Annotated in this window: 16 protein-coding genes and 2 riboswitches; of the genes, 13 read left to right on the top strand and 3 right to left on the bottom strand. The window is 40.3% G+C overall.

What is annotated here, in order from left to right; translation table 11 throughout:
- Nucleotides 1–32 precede the first annotated feature (32 nt).
- Nucleotides 33–962 (bottom strand): DUF3298 and DUF4163 domain-containing protein, encoded by a 930-nt coding sequence (locus ACO1DI_RS02565; protein ID WP_226555085.1) that lies wholly within the window; start codon nucleotides 960–962, stop codon nucleotides 33–35.
- Between the two features lie 425 nt (nucleotides 963–1387).
- On the opposite strand from ACO1DI_RS02565, the gene ACO1DI_RS02560 reads away from it, so the two are divergent.
- From ACO1DI_RS02560 to ACO1DI_RS02540, 5 genes are all read left to right on the top strand, one after another.
- Nucleotides 1388–1645 carry a FeoA family protein gene (locus ACO1DI_RS02560; RefSeq protein WP_013058246.1) on the top strand — a complete coding sequence of 86 codons (258 nt, stop codon included), beginning with the start codon at nucleotides 1388–1390 and terminating at the stop codon, nucleotides 1643–1645.
- Complete coding sequence (locus ACO1DI_RS02555; protein WP_226555086.1) at nucleotides 1638–2369, top strand: FeoB small GTPase domain-containing protein; 732 nt, start codon at nucleotides 1638–1640, stop codon at nucleotides 2367–2369. Before ACO1DI_RS02560 ends, ACO1DI_RS02555 begins: the two co-directional genes overlap by 8 nt.
- A gap of 13 nt (nucleotides 2370–2382) precedes the next feature.
- Complete coding sequence (locus tag ACO1DI_RS02550; RefSeq protein ID WP_371906106.1) at nucleotides 2383–3750, top strand: nucleoside recognition domain-containing protein; 1368 nt, start codon at nucleotides 2383–2385, stop codon at nucleotides 3748–3750.
- 170 nt (nucleotides 3751–3920) lie between these two features.
- The gene (locus ACO1DI_RS02545; RefSeq protein ID WP_226555087.1) at nucleotides 3921–4604 is read left to right on the top strand and encodes a hypothetical protein; all 684 of its coding nucleotides are present in this window, start codon (nucleotides 3921–3923) and stop codon (nucleotides 4602–4604) included.
- A gap of 73 nt (nucleotides 4605–4677) precedes the next feature.
- Entirely contained in the window at nucleotides 4678–5055 is a 378-nt protein-coding gene (locus ACO1DI_RS02540; RefSeq protein ID WP_226555088.1) for a hypothetical protein, read from the top strand.
- Between the two features lie 45 nt (nucleotides 5056–5100).
- On the opposite strand, the gene ACO1DI_RS02535 is transcribed toward ACO1DI_RS02540, so the two are convergent.
- Nucleotides 5101–5481, bottom strand: coding sequence for a FixH family protein (locus ACO1DI_RS02535; protein ID WP_226555089.1), 381 nt, complete (start codon nucleotides 5479–5481; stop codon nucleotides 5101–5103).
- A 239-nt stretch (nucleotides 5482–5720) separates the two neighbouring features.
- On the opposite strand from ACO1DI_RS02535, the gene ACO1DI_RS02530 reads away from it, so the two are divergent.
- A complete protein-coding gene (locus ACO1DI_RS02530) occupies nucleotides 5721–6704 on the top strand; it encodes an HD domain-containing protein (protein ID WP_423145039.1) in 984 nt (327 codons plus the stop codon).
- A gap of 90 nt (nucleotides 6705–6794) precedes the next feature.
- On the opposite strand, the gene ACO1DI_RS02525 is transcribed toward ACO1DI_RS02530, so the two are convergent.
- Nucleotides 6795–7901 (bottom strand): GntR family transcriptional regulator, encoded by a 1107-nt coding sequence (locus tag ACO1DI_RS02525; protein WP_226555091.1) that lies wholly within the window; start codon nucleotides 7899–7901, stop codon nucleotides 6795–6797.
- A 338-nt stretch (nucleotides 7902–8239) separates the two neighbouring features.
- Between ACO1DI_RS02525 and ACO1DI_RS02520 the strand changes: the two genes are divergently transcribed.
- The 7 genes from ACO1DI_RS02520 (at nucleotide 8240) to ACO1DI_RS02490 (ending at nucleotide 15509) form a co-directional block, all read left to right on the top strand.
- Nucleotides 8240–9871, top strand: a complete 1632-nt coding sequence (locus ACO1DI_RS02520) for a xylulokinase (protein WP_226555092.1) — start codon at nucleotides 8240–8242, stop codon at nucleotides 9869–9871.
- Complete coding sequence (locus ACO1DI_RS02515) at nucleotides 9865–10563, top strand: L-ribulose-5-phosphate 4-epimerase (protein ID WP_182421709.1); 699 nt, start codon at nucleotides 9865–9867, stop codon at nucleotides 10561–10563. The genes ACO1DI_RS02520 and ACO1DI_RS02515 overlap by 7 nt, the downstream gene beginning before the upstream one ends.
- A gap of 29 nt (nucleotides 10564–10592) precedes the next feature.
- Nucleotides 10593–12017: an L-arabinose isomerase gene (araA, locus tag ACO1DI_RS02510; protein WP_423145038.1), complete on the top strand. Its 1425-nt coding sequence runs from the start codon at nucleotides 10593–10595 to the stop codon at nucleotides 12015–12017.
- Between the two features lie 147 nt (nucleotides 12018–12164).
- Entirely contained in the window at nucleotides 12165–13544 is a 1380-nt protein-coding gene (locus tag ACO1DI_RS02505) for a sugar porter family MFS transporter (protein WP_140451220.1), read from the top strand.
- Between the two features lie 143 nt (nucleotides 13545–13687).
- Entirely contained in the window at nucleotides 13688–13936 is a 249-nt protein-coding gene (locus tag ACO1DI_RS02500) for a hypothetical protein (protein WP_244303153.1), read from the top strand.
- A 146-nt stretch (nucleotides 13937–14082) separates the two neighbouring features.
- Complete coding sequence (locus ACO1DI_RS02495; RefSeq protein WP_423145244.1) at nucleotides 14083–14958, top strand: metallophosphoesterase family protein; 876 nt, start codon at nucleotides 14083–14085, stop codon at nucleotides 14956–14958.
- 299 nt (nucleotides 14959–15257) lie between these two features.
- Entirely contained in the window at nucleotides 15258–15509 is a 252-nt protein-coding gene (locus ACO1DI_RS02490) for a hypothetical protein (protein ID WP_033580155.1), read from the top strand.
- A gap of 79 nt (nucleotides 15510–15588) precedes the next feature.
- A riboswitch (SAM riboswitch) is annotated at nucleotides 15589–15699 on the top strand.
- 79 nt (nucleotides 15700–15778) lie between these two features.
- Nucleotides 15779–15967: riboswitch (cobalamin riboswitch) on the top strand.
- Nucleotides 15968–16009: the final 42 nt, after the last annotated feature.

The following is a 16009-nucleotide window of genomic DNA, read 5'->3' as shown; positions in this document are numbered from 1 at the left end:
CTTCTTTTTTTATGTTTTTTTGTATGACGATCTTATTTATAAATGCTGGAAGGAATTTTAAACGTATGAATGCCGTTAGAATACGGGCCGTACTCATACTCACCAAATATAATGGCAATGCCGCTACTTGTGTAGTAAAACTGATCTTCTTTTAAGTTTACAGACTTAAATTCATTAATCCAGAATTGAGCACCTTTTTTATTACGAGCGATCATTTCATTGCGAATATAGTTATTAACTTTATTTAACTTAGTGTTGGTGTTGATAATATCCTTTAAGTTAATTTGTCGAGCTTTTAACAAATCGTAGTTATAAGTATCAATCCAAGCGTTGCCGTGAACGCCGCCAGCGTACGCATCATTCGTAATAGCAACACTTAAAATATTATCTTGGTTGTAAGGTACAGAGTATGTCATATTACGAGAATAAGGACCTGGCGCCCAGCCGTTTTTACGGTCTTCCTTCTCTTGTTCTTTTAGCTCGTTGTGTTCTTTTTGTGCTTCTTTCGCAATATTTAAAAACTTTCGATTGTAGCTAGCCTCAAATGGTTTATTGATAAGACCGGATACCTGCGGATAGCTAATGTTGCTTGCTAAAGATTTCTTCGTGACCGTTACTCCTAAGGCCTGAACTTTGTCACTAGGCGCTTTTTCATACTTAATACTTGATGACTTTTGAGCATAGGTACCCTTTGATACGCCGTAAAGACCACCAAATTTACTAGATTCAGAATACACGCGGAATACTTGCCCTTTTGTCACTTTTCTAGCCGCTACTAACTTGTTGTTTTTAATGTTGTAAAGATTCGTGTTCTTTAAAACTGTAACGCGTCCTATTTGCCCTTTAACCAGTTCCTGATTCCCCCACACGACTTTTGCTTCTGCAACTGTTTGCGGAGCAAGCGGTGAAAATAATAAAGCAAAACCTAAAACAACTGCGCTAACCCTTCTGAACCTTTTCATAAAAGCCCCCTAAAGTGATTTTTGTAGGTTTTAAAGCCAATCAATACTTTATTTTCCAAAAAAGCTCATTCACTAGTATAGCACAACTTTACATTTTTTTACTTTTATTAATTTCTTTTTACTGAATTATTTTTTGACTTACTTTTATTAGATAAAATAGACCCTTGTTTAACACTTTATGACATCAGTAGAAATAAGTAAAAAGTCAATTATTTACCCTAGACTAAAAAAGTTTCCTGTGGTAAACTTTCGGTATCATGACACGTACAAACTGAAAATTTCAAATAAATGATGCTGACATGTTCATTTTTCTGCACCAGCAGAATACCCTATTAAAAATCAACGAGCATATTTTTTTACTCTAAAAGTTGGTCTAATGAAAAAAATATAACCATAGGTAAAAAAAAAGAAGGGATGAAAAATAGATGGCTAGTGTAAATAATTATCCATTGTCTACATTTACGACAGGTGAAACAGTACAGTTAGAGCGAATTGAGATCGAAGGTGCCTTAAAGCGCCGCTTGTTAGATTTAGGATTTATTCCAGGGGCCATCATTAAAGTGCTTCAAAAAAGCCCGTTAGGAGATCCTGTTGCTTATCAAGTCAGTCATACAACGATTGGTCTGAGAAAAGAAGAAAGCTCAAAAATTTATGTAAAAAAAGTAGGTGACGACGGTGAGTAAATATCGTATTGCACTAGCAGGAAATCCGAACACAGGAAAAAGTACGTTATTTAACGGGTTAACCGGTCTTAAGCAGCATACCGGAAACTGGACGGGAAAAACCGTAGCCAAAGCAGAAGGGACGTTCGAACATCATAATCAGCTTTATACGATAGTGGATTTACCTGGAACGTATTCACTTTACTCAAACTCGGCGGATGAAGAAGTAGCGCGTGATTATATTTTGTTTGAAAGACCTGACGTTACGGTTGTGGTGATAGATGCAACGGCGATGGAACGAAATCTTAATCTAGCGCTGCAAGTGATGGAAATGACGGAAAACGTCGTGATTTGTGTGAACTTAATGGATGAAGCAAAGAAAAAAGGAATTGTAATTAACGAAAAAAAGCTGGCTGAATCGTTAGGGGTACCAGTTGTACCAATATCAGCTCGCAATAAAAAAGGAATTACGAATTTGCTGGATGCGATTGAAGGAGTCGTACGCGGGCAGGTAAAGCTTACTCCGTACCAGGTGCAGTACACAAAAGAAATAGAAGCGTCATTAAAGGAGCTAGAGCCTCAAGTTGCTTCTATTGTTGGAAACCAGTTTCCTCTCCGCTGGATTGCTTTACGAGTTCTTGATGGAGACACGTCATTTTTAGAAACCATTCAGCAGCGTCAGCAGCAAGATATCAGTCACACAGAAAGGAGGAACAGCGCATATGGGAAATCCGTTAACTCCTGAAAACTCATTAGCGATGGAACAGCTAACGCGCTATGCGCAGCAGGCAAAAGAAAAAGATCATCGTTCAAATATGGTCGCAAGTATTTATCAGTCTTCACAGCAAATATGTAAAAAATCAGTTGTGTACCAAGACCGCTCAAAGCTTCAGCGCACTGAGAAATTGGATAAAGTCTTCACTTCACCAATCTGGGGCTTTCCAATTATGCTTGGTATTTTATCGGTCATCTTTTATATCACCATAGCAGGCGCAAACGTTCCTTCCGGATTAATTGCAGAAGGGTTCGGCTGGGCGGAAGGATATTTAACAGCTTTCTTTCAAGCGATGCATGCGCCAGAATGGCTGCACGGAATTCTTGTATTAGGACTGTTTCGAGGCACAGGGTGGGTCATCAGCGTCATGCTGCCCCCGATGGCCATCTTTTTCCCGGTGTTTGCTCTTTTAGAAAACTACGGCTACTTGCCTCGCGTCGCGTTTAATATGGACCGTTTGTTCAAACGAGCAGGCGCACACGGCAAGCAGTCCTTAACAATGGCGATGGGGTTTGGATGTAACGCCGCAGCAATTATGTCGACGCGTATTATTGAATCGCCCCGTGAACGTATGATGGCGATTTTAACAAATAACTTTGTTCCTTGTAACGGCAGATGGCCTACGCTGATTTTACTAGCTTCTTTATTTATGGCAACAGGCTTTACAGGAAGCGCTAAAACATTCGTAACGGCTCTTGTGGTAGTGGGAACCGTGTTATTTGGAATTGTGGTGACGCTGTTTGTATCGTGGGCACTGTCTAAAACAGCGCTGCGCGGAGTACCAACACACTATACGCTAGAGCTTCCGCCTTACCGCAAGCCAAAATTTGTAGATACAATTGTACGGGCGACGTTGGATAAATCGCTGTTTGTGTTAAAACGTGCGATTATTGTTGCAGCGCCCGCAGCGGTGTTAACGTGGGTATTGGCTAATATCTATATTGGCGATACGAGTATTTTAATGCACTTTGTTCAGTTTCTTGATCCGTTTGCCAAGTCGCTAGGACTAGACGGTTATATATTAGCTGCTTTTATTATTGGATTGCCGGCTAATGAAATTGTTGTACCAGTTTTACTGATGGCGTATTTATCAACGGGCTCATTAATTGAAATTGAAGATGCGACTCGACTCAAGCAAATTTTCCTTGATCACCACTGGACGTGGCTAACGGCTCTTAACATGATGTTGTTTTCACTTCTGCATTTTCCGTGCGGAACAACGCTTGTGAATATTTATAAAGAAACTAAAAATGTAAAGTGGACGTTTCTTGCTTTTGCGATTCCAACAGTGATTGCGATTGGCGTTACGTTTGCGGTTGCTCAAGTGGTAAAAGCGTTTAACCTTATTTAAATATGAAATAAAAGTGCAGGGCTCTTGAGAGAGTCCTGCACTTTTTTTATAAGTCGCTGATTCTTTAGTCTTAGTGAGATTAATTGATATTTTTTAGGATAAATGGTAATTTGTATGATGTGTGTTTCTTTTATGATATGCACACATTTAACTTCTGGGGGAGAACAACTATGGCAAAAAACAAGGTGGCAGAAACCATCTGCTGGCTGGCAATCCTTGCTCTCCTTATTCTCAGTATCGTGAATGTCGTTTATAAAGGTACAAAACAAACGCTGTTATTTACAAGAGATGAGCTGAAGTCTGGAGAAGTAAGCAAAAGCTGGGAATCCTTTCGAAAAGAACAGCAGCTCTCACAGCATAAAGCAAAAATAGAAGATTTTCGTTTAACGCTAGATAGGGATCAAAACATATCTTCTATGCGGTTTACAGTGATAAATCCTTCTGATCATAACTCCTATACAATGTTACATTACAGCTCATGTTTTTCATGTGAAGATCAAGGAGAGGACTGGTTGACGGTTACAAGTGACAAAGTTGATGGAAAGCCTGCTCAATATGACCGATTAATGACCGCAGATGAGTTTTTTTCGAAGGTAGAAATCCTTAACAACCAACACTTCTTTACAACTAGTCGCTATGCGTACACGCACCTTCATTCTTCCGGTGAGTACGAGAATACGAGTTATGACGGCCCTTACTTTGTTTTAGAGGGAACGGAGTTAAAACAACTACAAATCTCTCATTCTTCGAACAAAGATTATCATGATTACGGCAGCATACAAGTGATTGGCAGCAACAGTTCAGGTGGCTATCAGACAAGCGAGGGTACTACGAAAAGTGTCATCATTAGGTAAAAAGAAACTGCAGGTTGAGCCAAGAGAGATTAGTAGAAAAACTCACCGATAAAATGCTGAAAGGAGGCTGACCGTGAGGGTATTTTTTAATAAAATAGATTCAAAAAAAACGAGTAGGTATCAAACAAAATTATATTTCGGTTTCACCATCGTCATCATACTGAATGTCATTAACAGCTGGTTTCTGGACTGGTTTTGGCTTTATGTGACGACAAGCAGCGCTCTTATGATATTAGTGATCCTGCTGCTAACAACACCTAAACGTAATTCAAAGGAAGAGTGGAAGCAGCTAGAAATAGAGAGCGACGAAGCGTTTGAAAACAAAGTCAATCTGATGCTTATGAATGGGCGAAGCGACGTTCAGGCTATTAAATACATACGAAAAGAAAAAAATCTTGGCTTGCTTCATGCGAAGCAGTATCTTGACCGTATCAAAGAATCAAAGAAATAATAAAAGCGACCTTTGATAAGCAGAGGTCGCTTTTTGACAGGTAGTTTACTTTTTCTCGCCAACCGTCACTTTTTTTGTAAACATCTTCATGTCGCCTTTTATCGTAACGTGAGCAGTAATCGTATAGTCACCGTCTTCTTTAAACGTATAGTCCGTGCTGTATGTGCCGTTACCTTCGTGTTTTGCATCAATCATCTCTTGATTAATATAGCCTTCTTTTTCAACTTGAATTTGTACAGCGTCTGCGTTTTCTATCTTTTGGTCTCCTCGTGTAACGAGTACTTCAATAGAAACTGTTTTATTGGCATTAATGGTTTGGGGCACTTCAATTTCCCCTTTAACTTCCTGTGATTTTTGCTCATTTCCTTTTGAACAGCCGACCATGGCAATGACTAAAATGAGCAGCAGCATACTAAGCTTCTTCATAAATATCTCCTTTTTTATCTTACATTCTATTAGTAAATAAATTTCTCCATAAAACTTTATCACTAAAGTCATAAAATAAAATCATCCCAATGAGTGATTTTTATAAGTGTTCATGTGAAAGAATTGAACATTTTGTTACAAAAAATAGTTCACTATCACAACACGACGAGAGGTGCTTTACAGCATTGTGTCGTGCGTTTAGGATTAAACATAGTAAGCTAGTAAAAGGAGAGAAGGATATGGCTATACTTTATGATGAGCTGTACGGAAAATTTGAAATAGACGGCGTTCTTTTAGAACTCATTCAAAGTGATCCCGTACAGCGTTTAAAAGGAATTTACCAAGGCGGAGCGAGCCGGTTTGTAAATGGAAAATGGAATACTACACGATACGATCATTCCGTTGGTGCGATGATGCTTGTCAATAGATTAGGAGGCTCTTTGGAAGAGCAAATAGCGGCTTTATTACATGACGTTTCCCATACGGCATTTTCTCATGTGATTGACTACGTTCTTGAACAAAAAGAAGAAAATTATCATGAAATGATTTACGAAAAAATAGTAGCCCAGTCATCTATTCCTCATATTTTAAAGAACGCCGGTTTAAACTGGCGAGATATCTTACTTGATGAAAGCCAGTGGACGCTTCTCGAACAGAGCGCTCCGCACTTATGCGCTGACCGCGTGGATTATACGCTGCGGGATTTGTACGTATGCGGGGAGATCACTTTACAAGAAGTGGAAGCGTTTTTGGATCAGCTTGTCGTATTTAATGGACAAATGGCATGCAGTAATTTATCAGCGGCAGAGTGGTTTTTGGATGCTTACTACAAAGAAGTGATTGGCTTTTTTATGAATCCGCTTAATATGTTTGGAAATTATCAGCTGACGGAGATTATCAAGCTTGCTTTGCAAAAAGATATTTTATCTATAGAAGATTTTCTAAAGCAGGATGAAGATGTGGTTCGGTTGCTGAAAAATGCTGGAGATAGCAGCATTGAAGTAATGTTAGCTGCTCTTCTTAACAGCAAAGTAGAAACAGGCACTGCGTCTTGTTATGATGTTTACCAAACGACAAAAATGCGCTGGGTTGATCCTCTCGTCATTGGTTCAGAGGGAGCGGCTCCTGTATCTCAGTTATCACTTACCGCTAAAAGAGTAATAGAAGAAGCAAAACAAAGGATAGAAAAAGGAGTATATATCAACGTTCAGGCTCCGTTATAAAGGGAATCATTACATAAAGAAGGGGATGCATAATAATGTGCATCCCCTTATCTCATAAGAAGTTTTATAGACCTCTAAGGAAGCCTTCTCTCAACGCACTTCATCACGCTTTGCAGTTAATTCTTTAATCGTTTCTCCTTCAACTAACACCGGCTGATAGTAGGTTTCGTTTGGCAAATCTTTTTTGCCCTGCAGTTTTTTAATAATCCAATCCGCCGCGTCGTGTCCCATTTGTTCCTGCGGATGGGTTAACGTTGTTAAATTAATCGTCGCATTTTTAGCGATGTACGAATTGTCTTGACCAATAATTGACAACTTGTCCGGAATGGAGATACCAAGCTGTCTGCATACATTTACGACTTCTAATCCGACTTCATCGTTATAGCAGACAAGAGCGGTCATTTCGTCTTGGTTTTCAGTAAGAAACGTCTTCAAATTAGCGTACAAATCAAGCTTTGTTTCCGTGTTAAAAGACAAAATATGCTCAGGCTGAAAGCGGAGCTTTGCTTCACCAAGCGCTTTTATGTAGCCTTTCATTCGGTACTTTCCTTGCAGGTCATCCATTTTTGCGATAAGCCCAATTTGCGTATGGCCTTTTGAAATTAATTCATTTGTGGCAAGGTAGCTTGACTGAACGTCGTCTAGACAAAAAAACGGAACGTCCAATTCTTCGTAGTAGGCGTTAATCATTGTAAACGGAACGTCTTGTTCTTTGAATGATAAATAATACGAGATGTTTGGATTGTACAAATTACTTTTTGTAGGCTCAACAATTAGACCGTCTACTCCGTAAGAAAGCATCATTTCCAATGCTTTTTTTTCTTGTTCCACATCATTATTCGTGCTAGCCAGCAGCAGCGAATAATTATCTTTATTTAATCTGCTTTCAATTCCGCGAATGATCGAAGGGAAAATATAGTCAGAAATATACGTGGTAATAACGCCGATTGTTTTGTTGGCAGAAGCCCCGCTCGCTTTGGATTGATACTGATTGCTCACATAGGTGCCAGATCCTTTTTCGCTTCTTAAAAATCCTTCATTCGACAGCTCTAGAATCGCTTTTCGAACCGTATGTCTGCTGACGTTATATGTTTCTTGCATGACCGATTCAGTCGGGATTTGTTCGCCGATGCTGTAATCGCCTGAAAGAATTTTGCTTTTTATATCTTCAATAATCACCTGATATTTTGGCTTCATGTTTTCACTTCTTTCGTAGTTGTATACATTCAACTTTTTTTATGTATAAAATTTGTATGGACATATTTTATCATGAACGTGAATAAATGAAAAGATTTCCGTAATTTTTAATTGAAAGAAGAATGATTTAACGATTGGATACCGATTATTTGAACGTTTAAAGAAGGAAAGGTAGGATGTTTTTAATATTTGTGTGCATATATAATTTTATTATTGACAAATGTACGTACAAATAAATATACTTAAGTTGTTAACAAATTCAAACAGCGTTACATAAAACGGAAAGCGCTTCCTTACTGCTATAGGTATCTTTATAGCTATCAGAAAGGAGATTAAACGTGAAAACAACTCAAGAAAGCATAAAACAAGCAATTGCTAAAGGAAAAACGTCCCTTGGAATTGAGCTTGGATCTACTCGTATTAAAGCGGTGCTGATTAATGAGAGCTTTGAAACCATCGCATCAGGCAGTTACGAATGGGAAAATCTCTTAGAAGACGGTTTTTGGACGTACAACTTACTCGATATTATTACAGGTCTGCAAAGTGCTTACCGTGAAATGAAGCAAGAAGTGGAACGAAGCTACGGGATCACCATTCGAACAGTTGGCTCCATCGGCGTTTCAGCTATGATGCACGGATATATGGCGTTTGATAAAACGGGTGAGCTGCTAGTTCCGTTTCGAACGTGGCGTAATGCAACAACAAGCGAAGCAGCAAAAGAATTAACTGAACATTTTAACTTTAATATTCCTGAACGATGGAGCATTGCGCATCTGTATCAGGCAATTATCAATCAAGAAAAACACCTGCCGCGCATCCATTACATGACAACGCTAGCAGGCTATATTCACTGGCTGCTGACTGGAAGTAAGTCGCTTGGCATTGGAGATGCCTCGGGGATGTTTCCGGTTGATGAACGCACGCAAAATTACAGTGAAAATATGATGAAGCAGTTTGATGATCTCATTTCTCATAAAGGGTATCCGTGGCAACTATCAGATATTCTGCCTGCAGTCCATACTTCAGGCGAGCAAGCAGGTATATTAACAGCCATTGGGGCTAGTATTTTAGATCAATCAAAAAATTTGCAGCCGGGCATTCCGCTTTGTCCTCCAGAAGGAGATGCGGGAACGGGAATGGTGGCGACAAACAGCGTAAGAAAGCGCACGGGAAATGTTTCGGTAGGAACGTCCGTTTTTGCGATGATTGTCCTAGACAAAAAGCTTGCAAACGTTTATCCAGAAATTGATTTAGTTACGACGCCAAGCGGCAGTCCAGTTGCCATGGTTCATGCGAATAACTGCTCAAGCGACTTAAACGCCTGGCTCGGATTGTTTCGTGAATTTTCGGAGGCGATGGGGCAAAAAATAGAGTCGGATAAATTATTTCAAGTGATGTTAAATAAAGCGCTAGAAGCTGATCCTGATGGAGGGGGCTTGCTTAGCTACGGTTATTTCTCAGGTGAAAATATTACCGGAGTAGAAAGTGGACGTCCGCTATTTGTCCGTTCAGCAAAAAGTAATTTTAATCTAGCAAACTTTATGCGTACACATCTTTTTACAGCTTTTGGTGCTTTAAAAATAGGAATGGATCTTTTAGTCAAAGAAGAAAACGTAAAGATTCATAGTATTTTAGCGCACGGAGGGTTATTTAAAACGCCGGTAGTTGGTCAAAAAATGATGGCAGCGGCAATTAATACCCCGGTTTCCGTTATGGACACAGCAGGAGAAGGCGGCGCGTGGGGAATGGCTATTCTTTCTTCTTACATGCTCAATAAAAGTGAGAATGAAAGTTTAGAAGATTTCTTGGATGATAAAGTTTTTAAAGAAGTGACCGCACAGGAAATCTACCCTGACGAACTCGATGTAAAAGGGTTTGAAGCATTTATTAAAAGATATAAAAAAGGGCTAGTCATTGAAAAAACAGCTGCCGAGCATCACAGCGAAGAACGGGAGGAGTTACTGTGCTAGATAAATTAAAAGAAGAAGTATTTCAAGCAAACCTCGATTTGCCAAAACACGGACTGGTCAAGTACACGTGGGGAAATGTAAGTGCAGTTGACCGAGACAGCGGTTTGTTTGTGATTAAACCAAGCGGCGTGACGTATGAAAAAATGGCAGCCAAAGATATGGTAGTCGTAGACCTAGATGGCCGCGTGGTAGAAGGTGAGCTTAATCCGTCCTCTGATACACTGACGCACGCCGTACTATATAAACACTATCCCGAAATTGGCGGTATTGCTCATACGCATTCAACGTGGGCGACCATTTGGGCTCAAGCAGGACTTGATGTGCAGGCAATGGGAACGACACATGCCGATACCTTCTATGGTGCCGTACCGTGCGCGCGTTTTTTGACAGAAAAAGAAGTAAATGACGGATATGAAGTGGAAACGGGCAAGGTGATCATTGAAACGTTTGAAAAGCGCGGCTTAGATGTGCTAGCGGTTCCTGGTATTTTACTTCAAGGGCACGGGCCGTTTACGTGGGGAAAAGATGCCAAAACGGCGGTAATGAACAGCGTTGTATTAGACGAAGTATCCAAAATGAATTTCTTTACACAAAAATTAAACGGACTGGCTGAAGAGCTGCCGCAGCGTATATTAGACAAACATTATTTACGAAAACACGGACAAAACGCGTATTATGGGCAGGGACAGTAAAAGACTTACATACAGAAAAGGGGATTATCATGTTAAAAACAGCTCAAAAAGAATTTTGGTTTATTGTTGGTTCACAGCATCTTTACGGAAAAGAAGCGCTAGCAGAAGTAAAAGCACACGCGCAAAGTATGACTGATGCTTTAAATGAAAGCGGTATCTTACCTTATCCGCTTGTCCTGCAAGATTTAGCTGTGAATGCGGATACGATTACAAACATGATGAAAGAAGTAAATTACCGAGATGAAGTTGCCGGCGTAATCACGTGGATGCATACGTTCTCTCCTGCAAAAATGTGGATTCGCGGTACCAAACTACTGCAAAAACCGCTGCTTCATTTAGCAACACAATTTAACGAAAGCATTCCTTGGGAAACGATTGATATGGACTTTATGAACTTGAATCAATCCGCTCACGGTGATCGCGAATACGGCTTTATCAACGCGCGTTTGAACAAGCAAAATAAAATCGTAGTAGGCTACTGGGAGCGCCCCGACGTACAGCAGCAAATTGCACAGTGGATGGACGTAGCCGCTGCTTATAACGAAAGCTTCAACATTAAAGTTGCCCGTTTCGGTGACAATATGCGCAACGTCGGCGTAACGGAAGGAGACAAAATTGAAGCACAAATTCAATTTGGCTGGACGGTTGACTACTTTGGAATTGGTGACCTTGTTCAATATGTAGATGCCGTTACGGAAGAAGAAATCAACGATTTGTTTGCTGAATATGCGGAGGCGTATGAGTTTGTTTACGGCGATTATTCTGTAGAAGACTGGGAATCTAGCGTAAAAGTACAGGCAAGCTATGAAATTGCGATTAAACGTTTTCTAGACGAAGGCGGCTACAGCGCTTTTACGACTAACTTTGAAGATTTGTACGGCATGAAGCAGCTTCCAGGTCTTGCTGTTCAGCGCTTGATGGCACAGGGATACGGCTTTGCTGGTGAAGGAGACTGGAAAACAGCGGCGCTTGACCGCTTGCTTAAAGTGATGAGCCACAATCAGTCAACGGGCTTTATGGAAGACTACACGTATGAATTAGCACCTGGACGTGAGTCAGTGCTTCAATCTCACATGCTCGAAGTAGACCCAACGCTAGCGGTAAATAAGCCAAAACTAATCGTTTCTCCGCTAGGAATCGGTAACCGTGAAGACCCGGCTCGCTTAGTGTTTGACGGTAAACAAGGAGAAGGCGTAGTGGTTTCCATGGCTGACTTCGGTACGCATTACAAGCTGTTAATTAACGAAGTATCGGCATTTGAACCGGAAGTTCCAGCTCCACATCTTCCTGTGGCGCGCGTGCTTTGGAACATCAAGCCGAACTTCCAAGACGGTGTCAAAGCGTGGATTGAAAATGGAGGAGGCCATCATACGGTTCTTTCATTAAATTTAACGACCGATCAAATCGTGAGCTATGCAAAGCTTGTGGATCTAGAGTACGTCATTATTAAGTAAGCATTCACATTTCTGAGGGAGCGCTGCTTCCTTGGAAGTGAAAATATAGCGTTAGTAAAAGAACGCCGTTTTTAGAAATAAATGAAAGCGTTTTAAATTTGTGTGATAGGGAGCAAAACTAAGACAATACAAAGGGGATATATAATCATGAGTAAAGTATCAAGTAAGTTTATCTTCTTCTTCGGCTCATTTGCCGGTATTTTATTTGGTTATGATATTGGGATTATTGCTGGTGCAGAAGGTCATATCCGTGAAACGTTTCATTTAAGTCCGCTCTGGCTGGGGATTGTGGTTTCGTCGCTAATGGGCGGAGCCATTATTGGTTCTATTTTAAGCGGATTATTAGGTGATAAGTTTGGCCGAAGAAAGTTAATTTTAATTTCGTCTATCATTTTTCTGTTAGGCTCCATCGGTTCAGCGATTGCACCAGAGGAAATCACGTTAACGATTGCGCGCGTCTTTTTAGGTACAGCAGTAGGAACGGCTTCTTCTTTAGTTCCTGCTTATATGTCAGAAATCGCACCCGCTCATATTCGCGGGAAGCTTTCAGGTTTGAATCAGCTAATGATTGTAATTGGACTATTATTAAGCTATATCGTAGCCTTTATTTTTGAGCCGATTCCAAACAGCTGGCGACTTATGCTTGGCAGTGCCGGTATTTTTGCGATCGTCTTATGCATCGGTATGATCAAGCTTCCGGAGTCACCTCGTTATTTAATTAAAAACGGAATGGCAGACAAAGCGCGTGAAGTGCTGCGCACGCTTCGTTCCTCAGCAGCGGAAGTCGAAGCTGAAGTGTCTGAAATTGAAAGCGTAGCTGTGCATGAACAATCAGGCATTAAACAGCTGTTCCAGAAAAAGTTTCGTTTAGCTTTAATTATCGGTGTCGGAATGGCAACTTTTCAGCAGATTCAAGGCTCAAACTCAATTGTTTATTATGCAACAAGCATTGCTCGTCAAGTTGGTTTAGCGCCGCAGGTAGCTGCTGGTTTTACGGTCATCGTTGGGGTAATCTTCGTTGTGACAACACTTATTTTTCTGCAGTTTGTTGATAAATTCAACCGTCGTACCATTCTTACGATTGGCGGCGCGGGTATGGCTCTTTCCTTTTTTACCCCGGCTATTCTTGGAGCAGTAGGCGTTAATGAAGTCGTCGTTAACTGGGTTACGTTAATTGCCCTTTGCTGCTTTATCCTTTGCTATGCGTTTTCTTGGGCGCCGCTTACGTGGATCATTGTAGGAGAAATTTTCCCGCTTTCTGTACGCGGAATCGGTGCTGGTATTTCATCTGCCTTTAACTGGACAGGATCGCTTGCAGTAGGGCTTGTGTTCCCAATTTTAGCCGACCAGTTTAGTTTAGGCGTGATCTTTTCAACGTTCGGAATCATTTGTATTCTCGGATTATTCTTCATACGCTTTGTAGTTGTTGAAACAAAAGGACGCAGCCTAGAGCAAATTGAAACAGACATGGCAGCTCGTTCTGAAAGAAATTCTTTAAGTCCAGTTGAGCGTAATAAATATGTTTAATTGTCGTAAAAGTTTTAAATGTAAGGTGCTGAGATAAAAATATGTTAGCTGAAGTGAAAAACGAACCACTAATCAAACACTTTGATTAGTGGTTCGTTTTTTGTGGTGAACGCAGGTTTCAGCTGTTTCATTTCTTCTAGCAGTTGATTGGAGAGCAAGGCGAAGACTCCTGCGGGAAAAGCGGAACAGATGAGACCCCGCAGGCGCACAAGCGACGAGGAGGCTCATCGGCTGCCCGCCGAAAGCGAAGCCTTGCACGGAAATCAACTGCGGGGCAACAAGCGGTTCAGCTCATGTCGGCCTTTGTTCGTCTTTGGATTATGCTCCAGCTCTTATTAATAGATACTGAGATTCTAGCTTTTATGTTGTCTTATCAGTGCTTAACAAAATGAAAGAATAGATAGGCTATAGAAACGCATTTAAATGTGCGTTCTGCTTACAAGAAGATAGTGACCTTCATCAGCAAATTTCCATATAAATAAGTAAGCTTGTTTACTTTTAACCAAATTTATTTAGTAATAGGGGGATTAACTAGTTGATGAATTTGACGCTTCATGAACGTTCTGAAAAGTTATTAAAGCAAAGAATTAAACAATTAAATCCGAGAGATCCATTCAACTTTGTTTTTATGGGCGACAGCAGAGGTGACGGACCAAACGATAATTGTTTCACGATGAGCGGTGAATTTGAGCTTGTGTTAAAAAAGGCGGTGGAATTGGACCCGCTGTTTATTATTCATGGGGGAGACACCGTCTATACAGGGAAAAAAGAGTATTTGGAGCACTTTGTTAAGGTTGTCGAAAAAATCGCACCAAACATTCCTTTGTTTGTATGCGTAGGGAATCATGATGAACTGTACCTTGATGAAAGCAATCTCGAAAACTTCAGAGCCACTATCGGAAAAGTACACTGGGTCATTGATATTCCTGTCTTTAACTTCCGGTGCATTGCATTAAATAATGTCATCAGTCCCAAAAATAAAATATATGGATTTACAGATAGAGAGCTTAATTATTTAGAGCAGCAGCTAGAGGATGCTCCTCGTAATACCGTTATAGCCATGCATGCGCAGCCAAATATTGGTCGGTGGACAAACCTTGAAGGGTTTCCTGTAACGACTCCTCAAAGTCAAGAATTTTTTGATTTAATTCAAGAACACCGCGTGAAAAAAGTGTTAGTCAGTCACGTGCATGCGTATGACGAGCAGTTTATTAGAAAAAACAGAAACGGGTCGTTTACGCTTGGAAGAGGCACTGATTTTGTATTGTCAGGAGGCGCGGGTGCTCCCCTTGATTTTGAGCCGCCTTTAATTTTAAATAATTATAATTTTACGGAGTTTTTTGTTAGCCGGTACGACATTTTAGGACCTCTTCTTTGGAAGGATTTTGGACGACCTCGAAGAAGTTGTTTGTAAAAACAAGAGAATAGAAAGTTATGTTTAATGGAGAGCCTGCCTGTGATTCACAGGCAGGCTTTTGGAAGATTGTGCATAATGTTTAAAGAAACCTTGTAGCAGAAGGCTCAGTCAAACGTTATAATAGATAGTGAATGATGATATATTCTCTATATTTGTCATATATTTGTATTACATATGTAATTGAGGAAAAACATTCACTTGATATACTGTTTAATGACTTAACTTTATCTTAAAATTTACAGTGAACTGCCTGTTTATAGAGGCTTAGAAGATACACAGCAAATGGAGGAGCTATCATGGCAAACGAAAAGATGCAAGAAGGACTTAATCGTTTTATTAAGGAAGATTTAAATGACCTTTTAGGTAGACTGTTCCCTTTAATGGATCGGGAGTGTGCGGAAGAAAAGAGAATGCTTATCGAAACCGCGGTAGAGTACATCTATTCTTCAGGGTATCATCAAGGAGCAAAAGACTTGATCGAAACACATCGAAAAGATGATTACAAATTGTTAAGGCAAAAATTAGCGTCAGCACCTCCTGAAAACTGATTTTTTTAAATTTCTTTTGACAACGTAAATGTAAGGTGTTAAGATAACTCTAAATTCAAAACATTATAAACAATTAAAACTCTTATTGAGAGAGGCGGAGGGACTGGCCCTGTGAAGCCCGGCAACCATTTAACAATTTTGTTAAAAAGGTGCTACATCCTGCAAAGCGTACAGCTTTGAAAAATAAGAGAGGATTTCATAGATACTATGCCTCTCTATTCATGATAGAGAGGCTTTTTATTTTATGTGAAGGTGTTTTGAATAAACAATTTCATAGAAATGCATCAGGTGCTGTGTAACGAATGTACGCAGCTTAAAAGGGAAGACCGGTGAAAAGCCGGCGCGGTCCCGCCACTGTAATGGGGAGCAACTTATTAACCACTGTTTCATGTTGAAATGGGAAGGGATAGGAAGCGATGAACCTAAGTCAGGAGACCTGCCTGTTGTATGCACTTAAGCTCTACGGGATATAGAGAGGAGTGAGGAATACGTGTTGAGAA

The organism is Priestia sp. 40 (assembly GCF_049368575.1).
In the GTDB taxonomy this organism is placed as follows: Bacteria; Bacillota; Bacilli; order Bacillales; family Bacillaceae_H; genus Priestia; species Priestia zanthoxyli.
The sequence above is the reverse complement of the archived record's forward strand: the minus strand, read 5'-3'. Positions and strand labels throughout refer to the sequence as shown.